Below are 16981 nucleotides of genomic sequence, written 5' to 3' on the forward strand. Positions count from 1 at the left end.
GCAAGCCTATTCTGCGCGCAAATCTATCGGAGGAACTATTGATGCAAGACCTGACCCATTTCCTGAACGGCGAAATGGTCGCCGGTACATCCGGTCGTTTCGACGACATTTACAACCCGGCAACGGGCGAAGTTCAGTACAAATGCCCGATGGCCAGCGCAGCAGAAACCACAGCTGCCATTGAAGCCGCGGCCGCGGCCCAGCCTGCATGGGGAGCGACCAACCCTCAAAAGCGCGCGCGCGTCATGATGGCCATGGTCGGCCTGATGAACCGCGACATGGACAAGCTGGCCGAGGCGCTGAGCCGCGAGCACGGCAAAACCATCCCCGACGCCAAGGGTGACCTGCAGCGTGGTCTGGAAGTGATCGAGTACTGCATTGGTGCGCCACAGATGCTGAAAGGTGAGTTCACCGACAGCGCAGGTCCGGGTATCGATATGTACTCGATGCGTCAGCCTCTGGGCGTTGTCGGTTCGATCATGCCGTTCAACTTCCCTGCCATGATGCCACTGTGGCACGTTGGCCCGGCGTTGGCCTGCGGCAACGCCGTGATCCTGAAGCCGTCCGAACGTGACCCCTCGGTGCCGCTGATGCTGGCCGAACTGTTTGTCGAAGCCGGCCTTCCCAAGGGCGTGTTTCAGGTTGTGAACGGCGACAAGGAAGCAGTCGACACCATTCTCGACAGCGAGATCATTCAGGGCGTCAGCTTTGTGGGGTCTACCCCGATCGCGCAATACATCTATAGCCGCGCAACCGCGAATGGTAAGCGAGCACAGTGTTTCGGTGGTGCCAAGAACCACATGATCGTCATGCCCGACGCTGACCTGGATCAGGCGGCTGACGCTCTGGTTGGGGCCGGTTTCGGAGCGGCAGGCGAACGTTGCATGGCTATCTCTGTCGCGGTTCCCGTTGGTGAAGAAACAGCAGACAAGCTGATCGAAAAGCTGATCCCACGTGTCGAAAAGCTGAAAGTTGGCCCCTACACTGCGGGCGACGATGTCGATATGGGCCCGGTTGTGACCGCCGCCGCGAAAGAACGTATCTTGGGCCTGATCAACTCGGGCGTCGAACAAGGCGCCAAGCTGGTCGTTGATAACCGTGATTTCAGCTTGCAAGGCTACGAAGACGGCTTCTTTGTCGGCCCGCACCTGTTCGACAACGTGACCCCGGATATGGATATCTACAAACAGGAAATCTTCGGCCCGGTCCTGTCAACGGTCCGCGCGGGTTCGTACGAAGAAGCACTGAAGCTGGCGATGGATCATGAATATGGCAACGGCACCGCGATCTTCACCCGTGACGGTGACACCGCCCGTGACTTTGCCAGCCGGATCAATATCGGCATGGTTGGCATAAACGTTCCGATCCCGGTTCCGCTGGCCTATCACACATTTGGCGGCTGGAAGAAATCGATGTTCGGCGATCTGAACCAGCACGGCCCGGACAGCTTCAAGTTCTATACCCGCACCAAGACCGTAACCTCGCGCTGGCCGTCGGGCATCAAAGAAGGTGGCGAGTTCAACTTCAAAGCCATGGACTGATCTTTTAAGCTCTTAGTATTGAAACCCGGCCTCTAATTGGGCCGGGTTTATGCGCTTTTCCGCCGATTTCACTGACAAAGCCTCTGTTCACAAGAAATTCAGATCGGGCACTCTGGAAAAATGGGATCATCGCCAATATTTTTGCCGTAAAGTACGTATCGCGCATTCAATTTACCGGAGGCAGTCTTGTCCCAATCCCGTATGACCCGCCGTTCCGCCCTGCTGGGCGTTGCATCCTTGATGACGACCCCTGCCCTTGTTCGGGCTCAAAGCGTGGATGCCTTCCCGGAAACGGAAGACGCAATCAGCACGCAGCTGCCGGTACGGCGCAATGTATCGTCATTCTCGCAACAAAACTGGCAGGATCATTTTGACGAACTGGGTGTCGGTTGTCTGTTGGCCGATATCACCAGCCGTGCTGTGCACTTTTGGGCCCCCGACGGCACTTACAAACTGTACCCAAGCTCAGTCCCAATGAGCGAAGAGCTCACGAAACGCGGTTACACGAAAGTCGTGCGTAAAACTGAATTCCCAAGCTGGACGCCAACGGCATCGATGCGCGAACGGGATCCTTCGCTGCCACTCCGGATGGAGGGCGGTGATCCGGGCAACCCGCTGGGAACCCGCGCTATGTACCTGGGTTGGCCAGCTTACCTGGTCCACGGTACACAGGACACGCGTAAGATCGGTCGCCAGAGTTCGTCCGGGTGCATCGGCCTGTACAACCAACATGTCGAAGAACTGTATCCACTTGTTCAGGTTGGAACACAGGTTCGTCTGGTCTGACTTGCTGGTTGAAAATGCAAAAGCCCCGGTCACTGGCCGGGGCTTTGGTGTTTTTGAAGGGGGGCTTATTCTGGCAGGATAACCGCGTCGACCACGTGAATCACACCGTTGCTGGCTTCAATATCGGCCTGCACAACCTTGGCATCGTTCACTTTTACACCGTTTTTCGCATTGACGCTCAAACGTTCGCCCTGAACGGTCAGAACCTTGGCGCGCTTGCCAGCGATGTCACCAGACATAACCTTGGCCGGAACCACGTGGTACGTCAGGATCGAGACAAGCTGGTCTTTGTTTTCAGGCAGGAGCAGAGACTCCACGGTACCTTCGGGCAAGGCTGCGAATGCCTCATCGGTAGGAGCAAAGACGGTAAACGGTCCGTCCCCCTTCAAGGTATCAACCAGACCAGCGGCCTGAACGGCGGCAACCAAAGTGTTGAACGAACCGGCGGCAACGGCGGTGTCAACGATGTCTGCAGCCTGCGCCTTGAGCGGCATGGCAAAAGCAAGTGCGGCGGCTGCACCCATGAATGTACGACGGAACATAGCTGTATTCTCCTCTCCAGCGTGTTATGGAAGGGGATACGGACCTTTTGCCGCCGCGGATCATTCTGAGATCAATTTTCTTTGAGCTGAACCCAGATGCTTTGCGCGCGCCCGTCGGCGAGAAACGGCAATGCCTTTACTGCATCCGGGCGGTCCTGTTGCAGGTAGTATCCCGGCCAAAGCATTGAATACGCGCCAGATTGCAGCAATGCATGCAGCATGTACTGCTCGCCCCAGCCCGGGCAGTCATAGAAGAACCGCTTGGGATACTCGTAGGGTAGAAAAACATCGTGCACATGGATGACCACGCCGGGTCTCAACGCCGGAATGATGCGGCAGAACAGATGGGCGACGTCGTTACTCATCCGTACGACATGGCTTGAATCGATGAACAGAACGTCTCCGGCTTCAAGCTCAGCAAAGAGCGATGGGTCGGCCTCTTCAAGACGTTTTTGTTCGAAGCGATCTACAACATGAGCAATATCCGCGCGGGGGTATGGATCAATGGCGGTAATCGTTGTGTCCAACCCACCGTCAATAATCGCTTGCCGCGTTACACGGGTTGAGTTCCCACACCCCACCTCGATCACGCGCTTGGGCTGAAAGCGGCGGATCATCAGATACAAGGCATCCGCGTCCGGGCTGTCATAATAGCCGTTGCCTGAGCAATAGCCTGTCTGGTTGCGCCCAGGGTCTTTCAACGCCTGCAAATCCCCTTTGAGACGATCATATTCCGCCACCAGTTGCGAGATATCGAACCCCTCCATCCCCGGCGACAAAGCATAAACGGGGCGCGTCAGGCCCCCTGAGGCCTCATATGCCTCAAGCCGCGCGCGCTCATCCTGTTCCGTGACCGTATCGACCAGTTTCACACCCAACTCATCCAGAGCAGCGTTGATCTTCGGGAATTTTCTGGGTTTCACGGCGTTGGCTCCACGTTCTGTGCTGTCCCGTTCCTTACAATTGCGGCCCGCACCAGTGCAAGGACAAGCCCGGCAAACCCTTGGCAAAATGAAAATTTCCGTATTCACTGAGGCCCACGTCAGACAAAGAGGGCGCTATGCAGCAGGAATTCACACTGGGCATTGAAGAAGAATATCTTCTGGTAGATCGCGACAGCCTGCAATTATCCGAAGCGCCCGAAGCGCTGATGACCGCCTGTCAGAATGATTTCGAAGGTCAGGTCAGCCCCGAGTTTCTGCAATGTCAGATTGAAGTCGGCACACGCCCGCACACAACCATCGCCTCGGCGCGGGAAGACCTGAGACGCCTGCGATCCTGCGTGTCAAAACGGGCTGCCGAATACAACCTGTCCCCGATCGCTGTGTCCTGCCATCCCTTTGCCAACTGGAAGGATCAACATTACACCCGCAAGGAACGGTATGACGCGTTGCAACACGCCTTGGGGGGCGTGGCGAGACGGATGTTGATCTGCGGCATGCATGTGCACGTGGGGGTCGAGGATCCTGCCCTGCGCGCCGATCTGATGCCACAGCTGTCTTACTTCTTGCCCCATCTGCTGGCGCTGTCCACATCCTCACCCTTTTGGAGCGGCGAAGATACTGGCCTGTCCTCTTATCGCCTGACAGTGTTCGACAACCTGCCACGCACCGGCCTTCCTCCCGTTTTCGGCAGTTGGGCTGAATATGAACGCACCACCGGTATTCTTGTCGAACTGGGCGTGATCGAGGACACGACCAAAATCTGGTGGGACCTGCGCCCGTCGCATCGCTTCCCCACGCTTGAAACACGGATCATGGACGTACAGCCTCGGCTAGAGCACACATTGTCTCTGGCTGCCCTCGTTCAGGCGCTGACCCGCATGCTGTGCCGGCTGAAAGACCGCAACCTTCGTTGGAGGCAATATGATCGTTTCCTCATCGGAGAAAACCGTTGGCGTGCGCAGCGCTATGGCGTAGGCGAAGGCCTGATTGATTTCGGCGACCGCTCGGTTAAACCCATGTCCGAGCTGATTGGCGACCTTATGGGGTTATTGGCGGAAGACACCGAGGCGCTCGGCACGATGACTGAACTTGCACGGTTGCGGCAGATCGCCGAGAACGGCACCTCAGCCACGCGTCAGCGCCGTGTCCACGCCGAGGCCGTCGCGCGAGGCGATGATCCAGGGCAAGCAGTCGTGCGCCACTTGATTGAAGAATTTCACGCGGATCTTTAGACTGATTTACCCGTTTTGCGACCCATTGTTGAACCTGCAAAATTTCTGTAAGAATTCGGAAATAAACAACCGTTCAATTCATTGCCGACGGGAGGGAGCGCCATGGATTTCGCACTCAGCGAGGAACAAACAGCCATTTTCGACATGGCGCACGCATTTGGGCAGGAAAACATTGCACCCTTTGCGCGGCAGTGGGAAACCGATGGCACCATTCCCAAAACCTTATGGCCACAGATCGGTGAGCTTGGCTTTGGAGCTTTGTATGTATCCGAGGACAGCGGTGGTTCGAACCTGACCCGCCTCGACGCCACTCTGGTTTTTGAGGCCCTTTCGATGGCCTGCCCTTCGGTCGCGGCCTTCCTGTCGATCCACAACATGTGCGCCAAAATGTTAGACAATTTCGCGGATGACGACCTCAAAGCGCGCATCATGCCCGATGTTCTGAGTCTGAACACGGTTCTGAGCTATTGCCTGACTGAACCCGGTTCCGGCTCTGACGCAGCGGCATTGAAAACCCGCGCTGAACGCACCAACGAAGGATATACCTTGAACGGCACCAAGGCGTTCATCTCTGGCGGTGGCTATTCCGATGCCTATGTCTGCATGGTGCGTACGGGTCAGGATGGTCCCAAAGGCATTTCGACCGTTTATGTCGAGGACGGCACGCCGGGTCTGAGCTTTGGAGCGCTGGAACAGAAAATGGGCTGGAAAAGCCAGCCCACTGCGCAGGTCCAGTTCGACGACTGCAAAATTCCCGCGGGCAACCTTGTGGGCACCGAAGGCGACGGGTTCAAATATGCCATGATGGGGCTGGATGGCGGGCGGCTCAACATTTCGGCCTGTTCGCTCGGGGCTGCTCAGGCCGGGCTAGATATGACATTGCAATACATGTCCGAGCGTAAGGCATTTGGCCAATCCATTGATCGGTTTCAAGCCCTGCAGTTCCGTCTGGCAGACATGGAAATCGAATTGCAGGCCGCGCGCACATTCTTGCGTCAGGCGGCGTGGAAACTGGATCAGGGCGCACCCGATGCCACGAAGTTCTGCGCCATGGCAAAAAAATTTGTGACCGAAACCGGTTCGAAAGTGGTGGATCAATGCCTGCAACTGCATGGGGGGTATGGCTATCTTGCGGATTACGGCATCGAAAAGCTTGTGCGCGATCTTCGCGTGCACCAGATACTGGAAGGCACCAATGAGATCATGCGCGTGATCGTTTCGCGCCAAATGCTCGCCAATCGCTGAGGCCCCAATGTCAGACATCGAAATCCGCACCACGGGTCGGGCCGGACGCATCACCCTGACCCGCCCACATGCTCTGAACGCGATGAGTTACGAGATGTGCATGGCTATCGACACGGTGATGCGCAACTGGCGCGAAGACGATGCCGTTGACCTGATCATTCTGGACGCCGAAGGGGAAAAAGCCTTCTGCGCAGGCGGTGATATCGCCGAACTCTATGAAACCGGCACCAAGGGCGACTATGCCTACGGACAGACATTCTGGCGCGACGAATACCGCCTGAATGCGATGATCTTCGAGTACCCCAAACCAGTCATCAGTTTCCTTCAGGGCTTTACCATGGGCGGCGGTGTCGGCATCGGGTGCCACGGCAGCCATCGCGTGGTCGGAGAAAATTCCAAAATCGCCATGCCCGAATGCTCGATCGGTCTGGTGCCGGATGTGGGCGGCTCACTGATGCTGGCGCTCGCCCCCGGTCGGTTGGGCGAGTTTCTGGGAACGACAGGGTTCCGAATGGGTCCTGCAGATGCGATTCTGGCAGGGTTTGCAGACCACTACATTCCGCAATCGCACTGGTCTGATCTGATCGAGATGCTTGAAGCCTCTGGCAACGCGGACCTGATTTCCCAGCACGCTGAAACCCCACCCGTCGGAGAATTGGCCGGGTTGCAGGCCGACATCGATCGGCATTTCTCGGGCGAAACGCTGGGCGACATCGTGGCAAGCCTGCGCAACAGTGACCAGGAGTTTTCGAAGACGAATCTGACGACGCTGGGAAAGAACGCCCCCCTTTCCACGGCCTGTACTGTTGAGGTGTTGCACCGTCTGCGCGGCCCCGCATTGACCATACGGCGTGCTCTGGAATTGGAATACCGTTTCACCCATCGGGCGATGGAACACGGTGATTTTCTGGAAGGCATTCGCGCACAGATTATTGATAAAGACCGCAGCCCAAACTGGCAGTTTCCCGATATGGACGTCCCGTTGGCGGCCGTCTCAAAAATGCTTCAGCCACTGGGCGCGGATACCCTGACTTTCAAGGAGGACTAAGAGATGCAGATCGGTTTCATAGGGCTGGGAAATATGGGCGCGCCCATGGCGGCCAACCTGGCAAAGGCCGGGCATCAGGTTCTGGGATTTGATACGGCAGGCGTCACAGTGGAGGGTGTAACACAGGTCGAAACGGCAACTGATGCCGTCACGGGGGCAGATGCCGTTATCACCATGTTGCCAAACGGGGCTATCCTGAGGGCCGTTACAGATCAGGTCATTCCTGCCATGTCGAAAGGGGCCGTGCTGATCGACTGCTCGACAGTTGACGTGGACAGCGCGCGCGCCGTGGCCGAACAGGCCATCGGTTCCGGGCTTCTGTCTGTGGACGCGCCTGTTTCAGGCGGTATCGGCGGTGCGTCGGCAGGCACGCTAACGTTCATGGCTGGCGGATCAGAAGACGCATTCGCCAAAGCAGCACCCCTGTTCGATATCATGGGGCAAAAAGCGGTTCATTGTGGCAAGGCCGGAGCTGGCCAAGCCGCCAAAATCTGCAACAACATGATCCTCGGCGTCACGATGATTGCCACCTGTGAAGCTTTTGCACTGGCGGACAAGCTGGGACTGGACCGTCAAAAGATGTTCGACGTCGTCAGCACATCGTCAGGCTATAGCTGGACGATGAACGCCTATTGCCCCGCCCCCGGCGTTGGCCCGCAAAGCCCTGCCGACAATGACTACACGCCCGGATTTGCTGCTGAGCTTATGCTAAAGGACCTGCGTCTCAGCCAGCAAGCCGCCGACAGCGCTGATGCGGATACACCGATGGGTCAGGTCGCGACTTCTCTGTATGAGCAATTTGTTGAAAAAGAAGACGGATTGGGCCGTGACTTTAGCGCGATGCTGCCACGCTTCGAAAAACGCGGGCGTGAATAGGCAATTCGGCAGCCTTTTGCCCAGTCGTTTGACAGACGATCGGTAAGGGGCCATCTAACCCGTCATGTTCCGAGGCGTCTTTAGCCTTTTCGCAAAGGAAAGCGGCATGACAAAATACCTGGTGACCACTGCAATGCTTGCGGCCATGGCGATTGCACCTGTTTCAGCCGTAGCCAAGAACAAAAACGGGCATTGTCCGCCGGGTTTGGCCAAAAAGTCCATTCCTTGCGTGCCACCGGGACAAGCGAAAAAGATCTATCGGAATGGTGATTTCATCCGCAACGATTATCGCTGGGTCGACAACCCGTATCACTATGGGCTGAACCGGAACTATTCCTATATCCGCGCGGGTGACTATGTATACCGGGTTGACCCTGACACACGCAAAGTCCTGAATCTGATTGGTGCGGTTGCCGATATTCTGAACTGAACTGGCGTCGCAGCAGCTATTCTGCCGCGACGCGCGCGTTTTCCAACATCGATTTCAGATAACGACCGGTATGGCTGCGCTCGGCGGTGGCGACATCTTCGGGCGTCCCCGTGGCCACAATCTCACCGCCGCCATCGCCGCCCTCGGGACCAATGTCGATGATATGATCCGCGGTTTTCACAACGTCCAGATTGTGCTCGATCACAACAACCGTGTTTCCCTGATCGACCAGTTCATGCAGCACTTCCAACAGCTTGCGCACGTCTTCAAAATGCAGACCCGTGGTTGGCTCGTCCAGGATGTAAAGCGTCCGTCCCGTTGAACGTTTCGACAATTCCTTGGACAGTTTCACACGTTGTGCTTCGCCACCAGAAAGCGTGGTAGCCTGCTGACCAACCTTGATGTAACCCAGCCCAACGCGGGCCAAAGCATCCATCTTGTCCCGGATCGACGGCACGGCCTTGAAGAACTCTTGGGCATCTTCCACAGTCATATCAAGCACATCGGCGATGGACTTGCCCTTGAACTTGATCTCAAGCGTCTCGCGATTGTAGCGCGCGCCTTTGCAGGTCTCGCAGGTAACATAGACATCGGGCAGAAAGTGCATTTCGATCTTGATGACACCGTCACCCTGACATGCTTCGCATCGGCCACCCTTGACGTTAAAGCTAAACCGCCCTGGTTTGTACCCTCGTGCTTTCGCCTCAGGTAGTCCGGCAAACCAGTCCCGAATCGGAGTGAAAGCCCCGGTGTAAGTTGCTGGATTCGAACGCGGAGTCCGCCCGATCGGGCGCTGGTCGATATCGATGACCTTATCCAAATGTTCCAATCCCTTGATCGTCTCACAAGGCGCCGGAGTTTGACGGGCACCGTTCAAACGCATCGAAGCGGTTTTGAACAGCGTCTCAATGGTCAGTGTGGACTTGCCGCCACCAGACACCCCTGTCACACAAACGAATTTGCCCAAGGGAAATTCGGCCGTGACATTTTTCAGATTGTTCCCGGTGGCCTTCACCACGGTCACTTTCTGTTTCTTGCCCTTGCGCCGCTCTGCCGGAACCGCGATTTCACGCGTTCCCGCCAAATATTGCCCGGTGATCGAGGCCGCATCCGCCGTGATGACGGCAGGCGTACCATGACTGACAACCTGTCCCCCATGCACGCCGGCACCGGGGCCAATGTCGAACACATAATCGGCTTCGCGGATCGCTTCCTCGTCATGTTCGACAACAATCACGGTGTTGCCCTGATCCCGCAGGTTCTTAAGCGTGTCAAGCAACCGGTCATTATCGCGCTGATGCAAGCCGATTGAGGGCTCGTCCAACACATACAGAACGCCCGTCAGACCCGAACCGATCTGGCTGGCCAAACGAATACGCTGACTTTCACCGCCGGACAGCGTTCCACTTGAACGGGACAGCGTAAGGTACTCCAAACCAACATTATTCAGGAAACCAAGGCGTTCGCGAATCTCTTTCAGAATGGCGCGCGCGATTTCATTTTTCTGCGCACTCAGGTGGTTCGGGGCATCTTCGATCCAGGCCAAAGCTTCACGGATCGACATCCGCACCACTTGCCCGACATGCAGACCGGCAATCTTGACCGCCAGCGCCTCGGGCCGCAGACGATACCCCTCGCATGTGCCGCATGGGCGATTGTTCTGATACCGTTCGAACTCTTCTCGAATCCACGCGCTGTCAGTTTCGCGATAGCGACGCTCCATATTCGGGATCACGCCTTCGAAACTGCGAGTCACTTGATACACCCGCCCGCCTTCATCATAGCGGAACTGTATTTCCTCATCGCCTGAGCCTCGCAGGAACACCTGCTGCACGTTCTTGGGCAAGTCTTTCCAAGGCGTGTTCTTATCGAACTCAAAGTGCCTTGCGATGGATTCGATGGTCTGAAGGAAATACGGCGACTTGCCCTTGCGCCAAGGCGCCAAGGCCCCGTCATAAAGCTTCAGCGTCTGATCCGGCACAACGAGACGCTCATCAAAGAACAACTCGACTCCCAACCCATCACAATCCGGGCAGGCCCCGAATGGCGCGTTGAAGGAAAACAGGCGCGGTTCAATCTCGGGGATGGTGAAACCGCTGACCGGGCAGGCAAAATTCTCGCTGAAGGTGATACGCTCCGGATCGCCCTCACGCGGTGCAGTTTCCAGAATTGCAATGCCGTCCGCCAGATCCAATGCGGTGCGCAGGCTGTCGGCCAGGCGGGTCTCCAAGCCCTCTCGCACAACCAGGCGATCAACCACCACATCGATATCGTGGCGGAATTTCTTGTCCAGTGTCGGTGGTTCATCCAACTCATAGAATGCGCCGTCCACCTTGACCCGCTGGAACCCCTGCTTGCGCAGCTCCAGGAACTCTTTTTTGTATTCACCCTTGCGGTCGCGCACGATGGGTGCCAACAGATAACCCCGCGTGCCGTCTTCCATCGTCATGATCCGGTCAACCATGTCCTGCACCTGTTGGGCTTCGATCGGTTGTCCTGTCGCGGGGCTGTAGGGGGTTCCGGCGCGCGCGAACAGCAGGCGCAAATAGTCGTAAATCTCTGTAACCGTGCCAACTGTCGAACGCGGGTTTTTGGACGTCGTTTTCTGTTCGATGGAAATCGCCGGGCTCAGACCGCTGATGTGATCCACATCGGGTTTTTCCATCATGTCTAGGAACTGCCGCGCATAAGCTGACAGGCTTTCAACATAGCGGCGCTGACCTTCGGCATAAATGGTGTCAAACGCCAGCGAGGACTTGCCCGAACCGGACAGTCCGGTGATCACCACCAGCTGATCCCGCGGGATATCGACATCAATGCCTTTGAGGTTATGCTCGCGCGCGCCACGCACCTCGATATTCTTCAGCTCAGCCATTTCCGGCCCCCAACAAACAAGTGGTTTAGAGATAGGCGAGCTTGCCTGAGTCTCCAACAGAAAAGTTAGAACAATTAGTGAACGTACAGGTTTTCGCCGACCAAATCAAACCATGGTTGCTCAATAGGCAATTCCGTTGAGATCGTTTTTGGCCAAATCGGAAAATTAAAAGAAAAATGGCGCGGTTGACGGGGCTCGAACCCGCGACCCCCGGCGTGACAGGCCGGTACTCTAACCATCTGAGCTACAACCGCGCATCTATTTTCGTGGCCTTTATCCTGGACCAAGGTTGGCAGCGGTGGCGCGGTTGACGGGGCTCGAACCCGCGACCCCCGGCGTGACAGGCCGGTACTCTAACCATCTGAGCTACAACCGCCCGCTGCATGTTCATTGCTGAACGTTTGGGTGTATTATGGCTACGGTCGGGCAGCGTCAAGCGGCGTTTTGAAGTTTTTTGTCAGAATCCAGGTTTTTGTTCTGCGCTTCGATTTTTACGTGCAGATCAAAGCCTAATTCGCTTGCAGCCGTTCCGCTGGACAGATATCAACACGTCCCATGGGTGATTAGCTCAGTGGTAGAGCGCTTCGTTCACATCGAAGATGTCAGGAGTTCAAATCTCTTATCACCCACCACTCCCTTTCGAAGATTACGCTTGAAATTGAGGGGCTTGCCAGCGCGCAACCTCGGTGACTATCGTGTTCTATCGGCCAAGTCTTGGACCGATTGCAGAGTCTGGGGTCATCATGGCAGAGCTAAAGCGGGACATCGGCCTGATCGGACTGACCTTCATTTCGGTTGGAGGAATCATCGGTTCAGGCTGGTTGTTCGGCCCTCTTCTGGCGGTGCAGCACGCTGGGCCCGCGGCCATTCTTTCTTGGCTGATCGGCGCTGGTGCGATGTTCATTTTGGCGATTACATTCGCGGAAATCTCAGCCATGTTGCCCATTTCCGGGGGGATTGCCCGGGTTCCTCAGTTTTCACACGGCAATATCGTATCAATGGCCATGGGCTGGACTGCATGGATTGGTTATAACACCACCGCCCCCATCGAAGTGGAGGCGATGCTGAAATACCTTGCGCCCTACGCCCCCTGGCTGCACGCTGCCGATACGGGCGATCTGACCGGTGCAGGTATCTTTGTGGCACTTGTCTTCATGTTGCTTTTTGTTGCGGTCAACGCGCTTGGGGTCAAGTTCTTCACACATGTGAATGCAGCGCTGACCTGGGCCAAAATCGCCATTCCGGTGGTTCTGTCTGTTCTACTGATTGCCAACCGTTTCAACGCTGACAATTTCACCCAACCGGACGGGTTTGCCCCTTACGGGTTGCAGGGAATCATGGCTGCCGTTTCGACCGGAGGTGTCATTTTCTCGTTCATAGGATTTCGCCATGTGGTCGATATGGCGGGTGAAGTACGCAATCCGAAGTTCGCCATCCCCGCAGCTTTGATCCTGTCGATCATCATGTGCGCCGCAATTTACCTTGGCCTGCAAGTGGCCTTCATCGGCGCGCTGGACCCTTCTTTGCTGGCCAAAGGCTGGGCGCAATTAAGCTTTGGGGGCGAAGGCCCTTTGGATGCCGTGATCATGTCCGTCGGACTGGTTTGGTTCCTCAGCCTTTTGAATGTGGGATCCGTCGTTGGCCCCTTTGGCAACGGTTTGGTCGCGACGGGGTCGAATGCCCGGATTGCCCTCGCCCTTTCTCAGAACGGATTTCTGCCAAAACGTCTGCAAACCCTGTCTTCATTCGGGGTTCCTGTATGGGCTCTGGCATTAAATTTTCTGATCGGAACATTGTTCTTGCTGACCATTCCCTTCACCACGGTCATTGCCCTGAACGGAGCGGCAATTGTCTTGTCCTTCGCCGTTGGTCCCATCGCCGTCGTTTGCCTAAGGGACCTGCTGCCAGACCAACCCAGATCGATCCGCATTCCAGCGGTGCGTCTGGTGGCGTTGACCGCATTCGCCATCGCAACTCTGATCGTCTATTGGAGCGGATGGGACACGGTCTGGCGACTTGGCATCGCCCTGATCGTCGGAAAAATTCTGCTGCTCATCCGGTTCCGAGGGCGGTTGGACGAAATGGACCTGACAGAAGCCATTTGGCTGATGCCTTATTTTGCCGGGCTTGGTTTGATCTCATTTCTGGGTCAATTCGGTACCGGGTCTTTGAAACAGATCCCGTTTGGGTGGGACATTCTGCTTTGCGTCTTGTTTTCCGCAATCATCTTCGCCTTGGCCATACGTTCGGCGCTGTCGGACGAAAAATTCATGAAATACATAGCGGAAGAAGAAATACTTGATCCTAAACAACCTGTCATAGGGCTATAAAAAAAAGGCAGAGCAATGCTCTGCCTCTTCCGGAATTCATATTACGCTTCTTAGTGCGCAGTGGCTGATGCATCAGCAGGTTTTACCGAAGCAGCAGCCGCAGCTGCAGCTTCTTCTGCCGCTTCATCCCACTCGATCGGCTCGGGCTTGCGCACCAGCGCCTGCTCCAAAACTTCCGAGACATGCTTCACAGGGATGATCTCCAACCCTTCCTTCACATTGTCAGGGATTTCCGCCAGATCCTTTTCGTTCTCTTCCGGGATCAGGACAGTCTTAATACCACCACGCAAAGCCGCCAGCAGTTTCTCTTTCAAACCACCAATCGGCATTGCGTTACCGCGCAGCGAGACCTCTCCGGTCATGGCGATGTCCTTGCGCACAGGAATGCCGGTCAGAACCGAGACAATCGATGTCACCATCGCCAAACCAGCCGACGGACCATCCTTGGGGGTCGCGCCATCCGGCACGTGCACGTGGATATCCAGATTATCAAATTTCGGCGGCTTGACCCCGATCTTTGGCGAAATCGACCGAACGTAAGACGAGGCCGCATCAATGGATTCCTTCATCACATCGCCCAGCTTACCTGTGGTCTTCATCCGCCCCTTGCCGGGCAGTTTCAACGCCTCGATATGCAGCAGATCGCCACCCACGGATGTCCAGGCCAGACCAGTAACGACGCCGATCTGATCGTCCTGCTCAGCCAGACCATAGCGGAACTTTGGCACACCCAGGAAATCATCCAGATTATCCGGCGTTACCGTGACCGAGTCCGCCTCTTTCTTGATGATCTTGGTCAGCGATTTCCGTGCCACCTTGGCGATCTCACGTTCAAGGTTCCGAACGCCCGCTTCACGGGTATAGGTGCGGATAATCTTTTGCAGCGCTTCATCCGTCAGGTCAAATTCCTTGGCTTTCAGACCATGGTTCTTGACCTGCTTGCTGATCAGGTGCTGTTTTGCGATCTCGCTCTTTTCGTCCTCGGTGTAACCGGCCAGTGGGATGATCTCCATCCGGTCCAGCAGAGGCCCAGGCATGTTATAGCTGTTCGACGTGGTCAGGAACATCACATTTGACAGGTCGTATTCAACCTCCAAGTAGTGGTCCATAAACGTGTTGTTCTGCTCTGGATCCAACACCTCAAGCATTGCCGACGCCGGGTCACCACGGAAGTCCTGCCCCATCTTATCGATCTCATCCAACAAGATCAGCGGGTTCGTGGTTTTTGCCTTTTTCAGCGCCTGGATGATCTTACCCGGCATCGAACCAATATAGGTCCGACGGTGGCCACGAATCTCGGATTCGTCACGCACGCCACCCAGCGAGATTCGAATGAACTCGCGCCCAGTGGCTTTCGCAACCGATTTACCCAAGCTGGTCTTACCCACACCCGGAGGGCCAACAAGGCACAAGATCGGGCCTTTCAGCTTTTTCGAACGCTGCTGAACGGCGAGGTATTCGACGATCCGTTCCTTGACCTTTTCAAGGCCGTAATGGTCGTCGTCGAGGATTTCCTGCGCCTTACCCAGATCCTTTTTGACGCGGGATTTGGTGCCCCAGGGCAGCGCCAGAATCCAGTCGAGATAGTTGCGCACCACCGTCGCTTCGGCTGACATCGGTGACATGTTGCGCAGCTTCTTCAGTTCGCCTTCGGCCTTTTCACGGGCCTCTTTGGACAGCTTGGTTTCGGCGATTTTCTCTTCCAGCTCGGCAACTTCGTTCTTGCCGTCCTCGCCATCGCCCAGTTCCTGCTGAATGGCTTTCATTTGCTCATTCAGGTAATACTCGCGCTGGGTCTTCTCCATCTGGGATTTAACGCGGGTCTTTATCTTTTTCTCGACCTGCAGAACCGACATTTCGCCCTGCATCAGGCCATAGACTTTCTCAAGCCGCTCGCTGACGCTGAGGGTTTCCAGCAGTTCCTGCTTTTGCTCGACCTCAATACCCAGATGACCCGACACAAGGTCAGCCAACTTTGCGGGCTCGGTGGTTTCACCTACGGCGGTCAGGGCTTCTTCAGGAATGTTCTTGCGCACTTTGGCATAGCGCTCGAACTCATCCGTGACGGTTCGTAACAGGGCTTCCGTCGTGGTGACATCACCGGGAATTTCGGTCAGATACTCAGCTCTAGCCTCGAAAAACTGGTCGTTTTCAAGAAACTCGGTGATCTGCACACGCGCCTGCCCTTCGACCAGCACCTTCACGGTGCCATCGGGCAGCTTCAGCAGTTGCAGCACATTGGCCAACACGCCCGCGCGATATATCCCATCTTCATCGGGATCATCAACGCCAGGGTCGATCTGGCTGGACAACAGAATTTGCTTGTCATCCTGCATCACCTCTTCCAGTGCGCGGACCGATTTGTCACGGCCCACGAAAAGCGGCACGATCATATGCGGGAACACCACAATATCGCGCAGCGGCAGGACGGGGTATGAGGAATTCAGAGGCTCTTGCATGCTCTATCCTTATCGTTGGCAAGACGGCTCCTGTCCCTCATCGAGGCAACACTTGGCCGTCTCCTGTCTTGGACGATAAAGGTGGGGCCTCATCGCCCTTTTTCAACCTTACCGCCATGTATCGCCATTCAGAATGAACCGAGGTTTGACCGACTGCAAGGCGTCCCGCGAACATATCCACCGAAATTAGCACGACAAGCATAGGCAACGCGCAATTCAAAGGTCAGAACACCCGCTGTACTGCACGAGACAAGAAAAACCCGTGACCGTCCAAGTTGCGACATTCCAGACCTTTCGTTGAAGAACTGCAGGTGAATCCTCCAAACTGACCTGTGACACCGTATTCCGCGCGGTCAAATCCGTCTTTGTTTCGGTTCAGTGGCTGGCACAATATCTCTACCGGGCCAGTGTCGAACATTAGAAAATCATGCCCCCAGTCTGATTGACAATTCGCGGGGCGCGGCATCGCAGGTGGTCCGGATTTCTCTATGATCGTGCACTGGATATCCGAGGACGACGCGCTTTCCCCGACTGAGCACTGAATATTTTCGGACGGCGTTTCGAAGGTCCAGACATCTGAAATAGCGGGTGTCGCGCTCAAAAGCGCGGCGCCCAGAAAAAGGCGAAACATGAAAAATCTCCGGGTCACGAACTAAAATAGTATTGCTTGAAG

The 16981-nt window shown here is 56.0% G+C and carries 13 protein-coding genes and 3 tRNA genes; 9 read left to right on the plus strand and 7 right to left on the minus strand.

The annotated features are described in order from the left end of the window. Positions 1-41: 41 nt before the first annotated feature. On the plus strand, positions 42-1541 hold the full coding sequence (locus ALB80_RS07770) for a CoA-acylating methylmalonate-semialdehyde dehydrogenase (protein WP_050603484.1): 1500 nt from the start codon (positions 42-44) through the stop codon (positions 1539-1541). Positions 1542-1742: 201 nt separating this feature from the next. Further along, complete coding sequence (locus tag ALB80_RS07775; RefSeq protein WP_172677875.1) at positions 1743-2327, plus strand: L,D-transpeptidase; 585 nt, start codon at positions 1743-1745, stop codon at positions 2325-2327. 65 nt (positions 2328-2392) lie between these two features. On the opposite strand, the gene ALB80_RS07780 is transcribed toward ALB80_RS07775, so the two are convergent. Further along, positions 2393-2869, minus strand: coding sequence for a fasciclin domain-containing protein (locus ALB80_RS07780; protein WP_050603486.1), 477 nt, complete (start codon positions 2867-2869; stop codon positions 2393-2395). A gap of 71 nt (positions 2870-2940) precedes the next feature. Beyond that, complete coding sequence (locus ALB80_RS07785) at positions 2941-3792, minus strand: class I SAM-dependent methyltransferase (RefSeq protein WP_050603487.1); 852 nt, start codon at positions 3790-3792, stop codon at positions 2941-2943. Positions 3793-3929: 137 nt separating this feature from the next. On the opposite strand from ALB80_RS07785, the gene ALB80_RS07790 reads away from it, so the two are divergent. From ALB80_RS07790 to ALB80_RS07810, 5 genes are all read left to right on the plus strand, one after another. Continuing rightward, positions 3930-5045: a carboxylate-amine ligase gene (locus tag ALB80_RS07790; protein ID WP_050603488.1), complete on the plus strand. Its 1116-nt coding sequence runs from the start codon at positions 3930-3932 to the stop codon at positions 5043-5045. A 102-nt stretch (positions 5046-5147) separates the two neighbouring features. Next, positions 5148-6290: an acyl-CoA dehydrogenase family protein gene (locus ALB80_RS07795; RefSeq protein ID WP_050603489.1), complete on the plus strand. Its 1143-nt coding sequence runs from the start codon at positions 5148-5150 to the stop codon at positions 6288-6290. Between the two features lie 7 nt (positions 6291-6297). Continuing rightward, positions 6298-7338 carry an enoyl-CoA hydratase/isomerase family protein gene (locus ALB80_RS07800; protein WP_050603490.1) on the plus strand — a complete coding sequence of 347 codons (1041 nt, stop codon included), beginning with the start codon at positions 6298-6300 and terminating at the stop codon, positions 7336-7338. 3 nt (positions 7339-7341) lie between these two features. After that, on the plus strand, positions 7342-8214 hold the full coding sequence (mmsB, locus tag ALB80_RS07805; RefSeq protein WP_050603491.1) for a 3-hydroxyisobutyrate dehydrogenase: 873 nt from the start codon (positions 7342-7344) through the stop codon (positions 8212-8214). A 106-nt stretch (positions 8215-8320) separates the two neighbouring features. Next, complete coding sequence (locus ALB80_RS07810; protein ID WP_083445230.1) at positions 8321-8644, plus strand: hypothetical protein; 324 nt, start codon at positions 8321-8323, stop codon at positions 8642-8644. A 16-nt stretch (positions 8645-8660) separates the two neighbouring features. On the opposite strand, the gene uvrA is transcribed toward ALB80_RS07810, so the two are convergent. From uvrA to ALB80_RS07825, 3 genes are all read right to left on the minus strand, one after another. Then, the gene (gene uvrA, locus ALB80_RS07815) at positions 8661-11519 is read right to left on the minus strand and encodes an excinuclease ABC subunit UvrA (protein WP_050603492.1); all 2859 of its coding nucleotides are present in this window, start codon (positions 11517-11519) and stop codon (positions 8661-8663) included. A 177-nt stretch (positions 11520-11696) separates the two neighbouring features. Further along, positions 11697-11773 (minus strand) — tRNA-Asp (locus tag ALB80_RS07820). A gap of 45 nt (positions 11774-11818) precedes the next feature. Next, positions 11819-11895, minus strand: a tRNA-Asp gene (locus tag ALB80_RS07825). Between the two features lie 181 nt (positions 11896-12076). On the opposite strand from ALB80_RS07825, the gene ALB80_RS07830 reads away from it, so the two are divergent. Further along, positions 12077-12151, plus strand: a tRNA-Val gene (locus tag ALB80_RS07830). A 111-nt stretch (positions 12152-12262) separates the two neighbouring features. After that, positions 12263-13849, plus strand: coding sequence for an APC family permease (locus tag ALB80_RS07835; protein WP_050603493.1), 1587 nt, complete (start codon positions 12263-12265; stop codon positions 13847-13849). Between the two features lie 50 nt (positions 13850-13899). Here ALB80_RS07835 and lon read toward each other — a convergent pair whose 3' ends face one another. Together lon and ALB80_RS07845 are read right to left on the minus strand one after the other, a co-directional pair. Continuing rightward, positions 13900-16308 (minus strand): endopeptidase La, encoded by a 2409-nt coding sequence (gene lon, locus ALB80_RS07840; protein WP_050603494.1) that lies wholly within the window; start codon positions 16306-16308, stop codon positions 13900-13902. 223 nt (positions 16309-16531) lie between these two features. Next, positions 16532-16939, minus strand: coding sequence for a DUF6636 domain-containing protein (locus ALB80_RS07845; protein WP_050603495.1), 408 nt, complete (start codon positions 16937-16939; stop codon positions 16532-16534). Between the last annotated feature and the right edge of the window lie 42 nt (positions 16940-16981).

The sequence above is a fragment of the Ruegeria sp. 6PALISEP08 genome (assembly GCF_001238295.1).
In the GTDB taxonomy this organism is placed as follows: domain Bacteria; phylum Pseudomonadota; class Alphaproteobacteria; order Rhodobacterales; family Rhodobacteraceae; genus Ruegeria.

What these genes read in the sequence shown, in the direction of transcription:
- lon (WP_050603494.1), bottom strand. Translation starts at nt 16,308, where the DNA reads ATGCAAGAGCCTCTGAATTCCTCATACCCCGTCCTGCCGCTGCGCGAT.
- ALB80_RS07780 (WP_050603486.1), bottom strand. Translation starts at nt 2,869, where the DNA reads ATGTTCCGTCGTACATTCATGGGTGCAGCCGCCGCACTTGCTTTTGCC.
- ALB80_RS07810 (WP_083445230.1), top strand. Translation starts at nt 8,321, where the DNA reads ATGACAAAATACCTGGTGACCACTGCAATGCTTGCGGCCATGGCGATT.
- ALB80_RS07835 (WP_050603493.1), top strand. Translation starts at nt 12,263, where the DNA reads ATGGCAGAGCTAAAGCGGGACATCGGCCTGATCGGACTGACCTTCATT.
- ALB80_RS07800 (WP_050603490.1), top strand. Translation starts at nt 6,298, where the DNA reads ATGTCAGACATCGAAATCCGCACCACGGGTCGGGCCGGACGCATCACC.
- ALB80_RS07845 (WP_050603495.1), bottom strand. Translation starts at nt 16,939, where the DNA reads ATGTTTCGCCTTTTTCTGGGCGCCGCGCTTTTGAGCGCGACACCCGCT.
- ALB80_RS07775 (WP_172677875.1), top strand. Translation starts at nt 1,743, where the DNA reads ATGACCCGCCGTTCCGCCCTGCTGGGCGTTGCATCCTTGATGACGACC.
- ALB80_RS07770 (WP_050603484.1), top strand. Translation starts at nt 42, where the DNA reads ATGCAAGACCTGACCCATTTCCTGAACGGCGAAATGGTCGCCGGTACA.
- uvrA (WP_050603492.1), bottom strand. Translation starts at nt 11,519, where the DNA reads ATGGCTGAGCTGAAGAATATCGAGGTGCGTGGCGCGCGCGAGCATAAC.
- ALB80_RS07790 (WP_050603488.1), top strand. Translation starts at nt 3,930, where the DNA reads ATGCAGCAGGAATTCACACTGGGCATTGAAGAAGAATATCTTCTGGTA.
- ALB80_RS07795 (WP_050603489.1), top strand. Translation starts at nt 5,148, where the DNA reads ATGGATTTCGCACTCAGCGAGGAACAAACAGCCATTTTCGACATGGCG.
- mmsB (WP_050603491.1), top strand. Translation starts at nt 7,342, where the DNA reads ATGCAGATCGGTTTCATAGGGCTGGGAAATATGGGCGCGCCCATGGCG.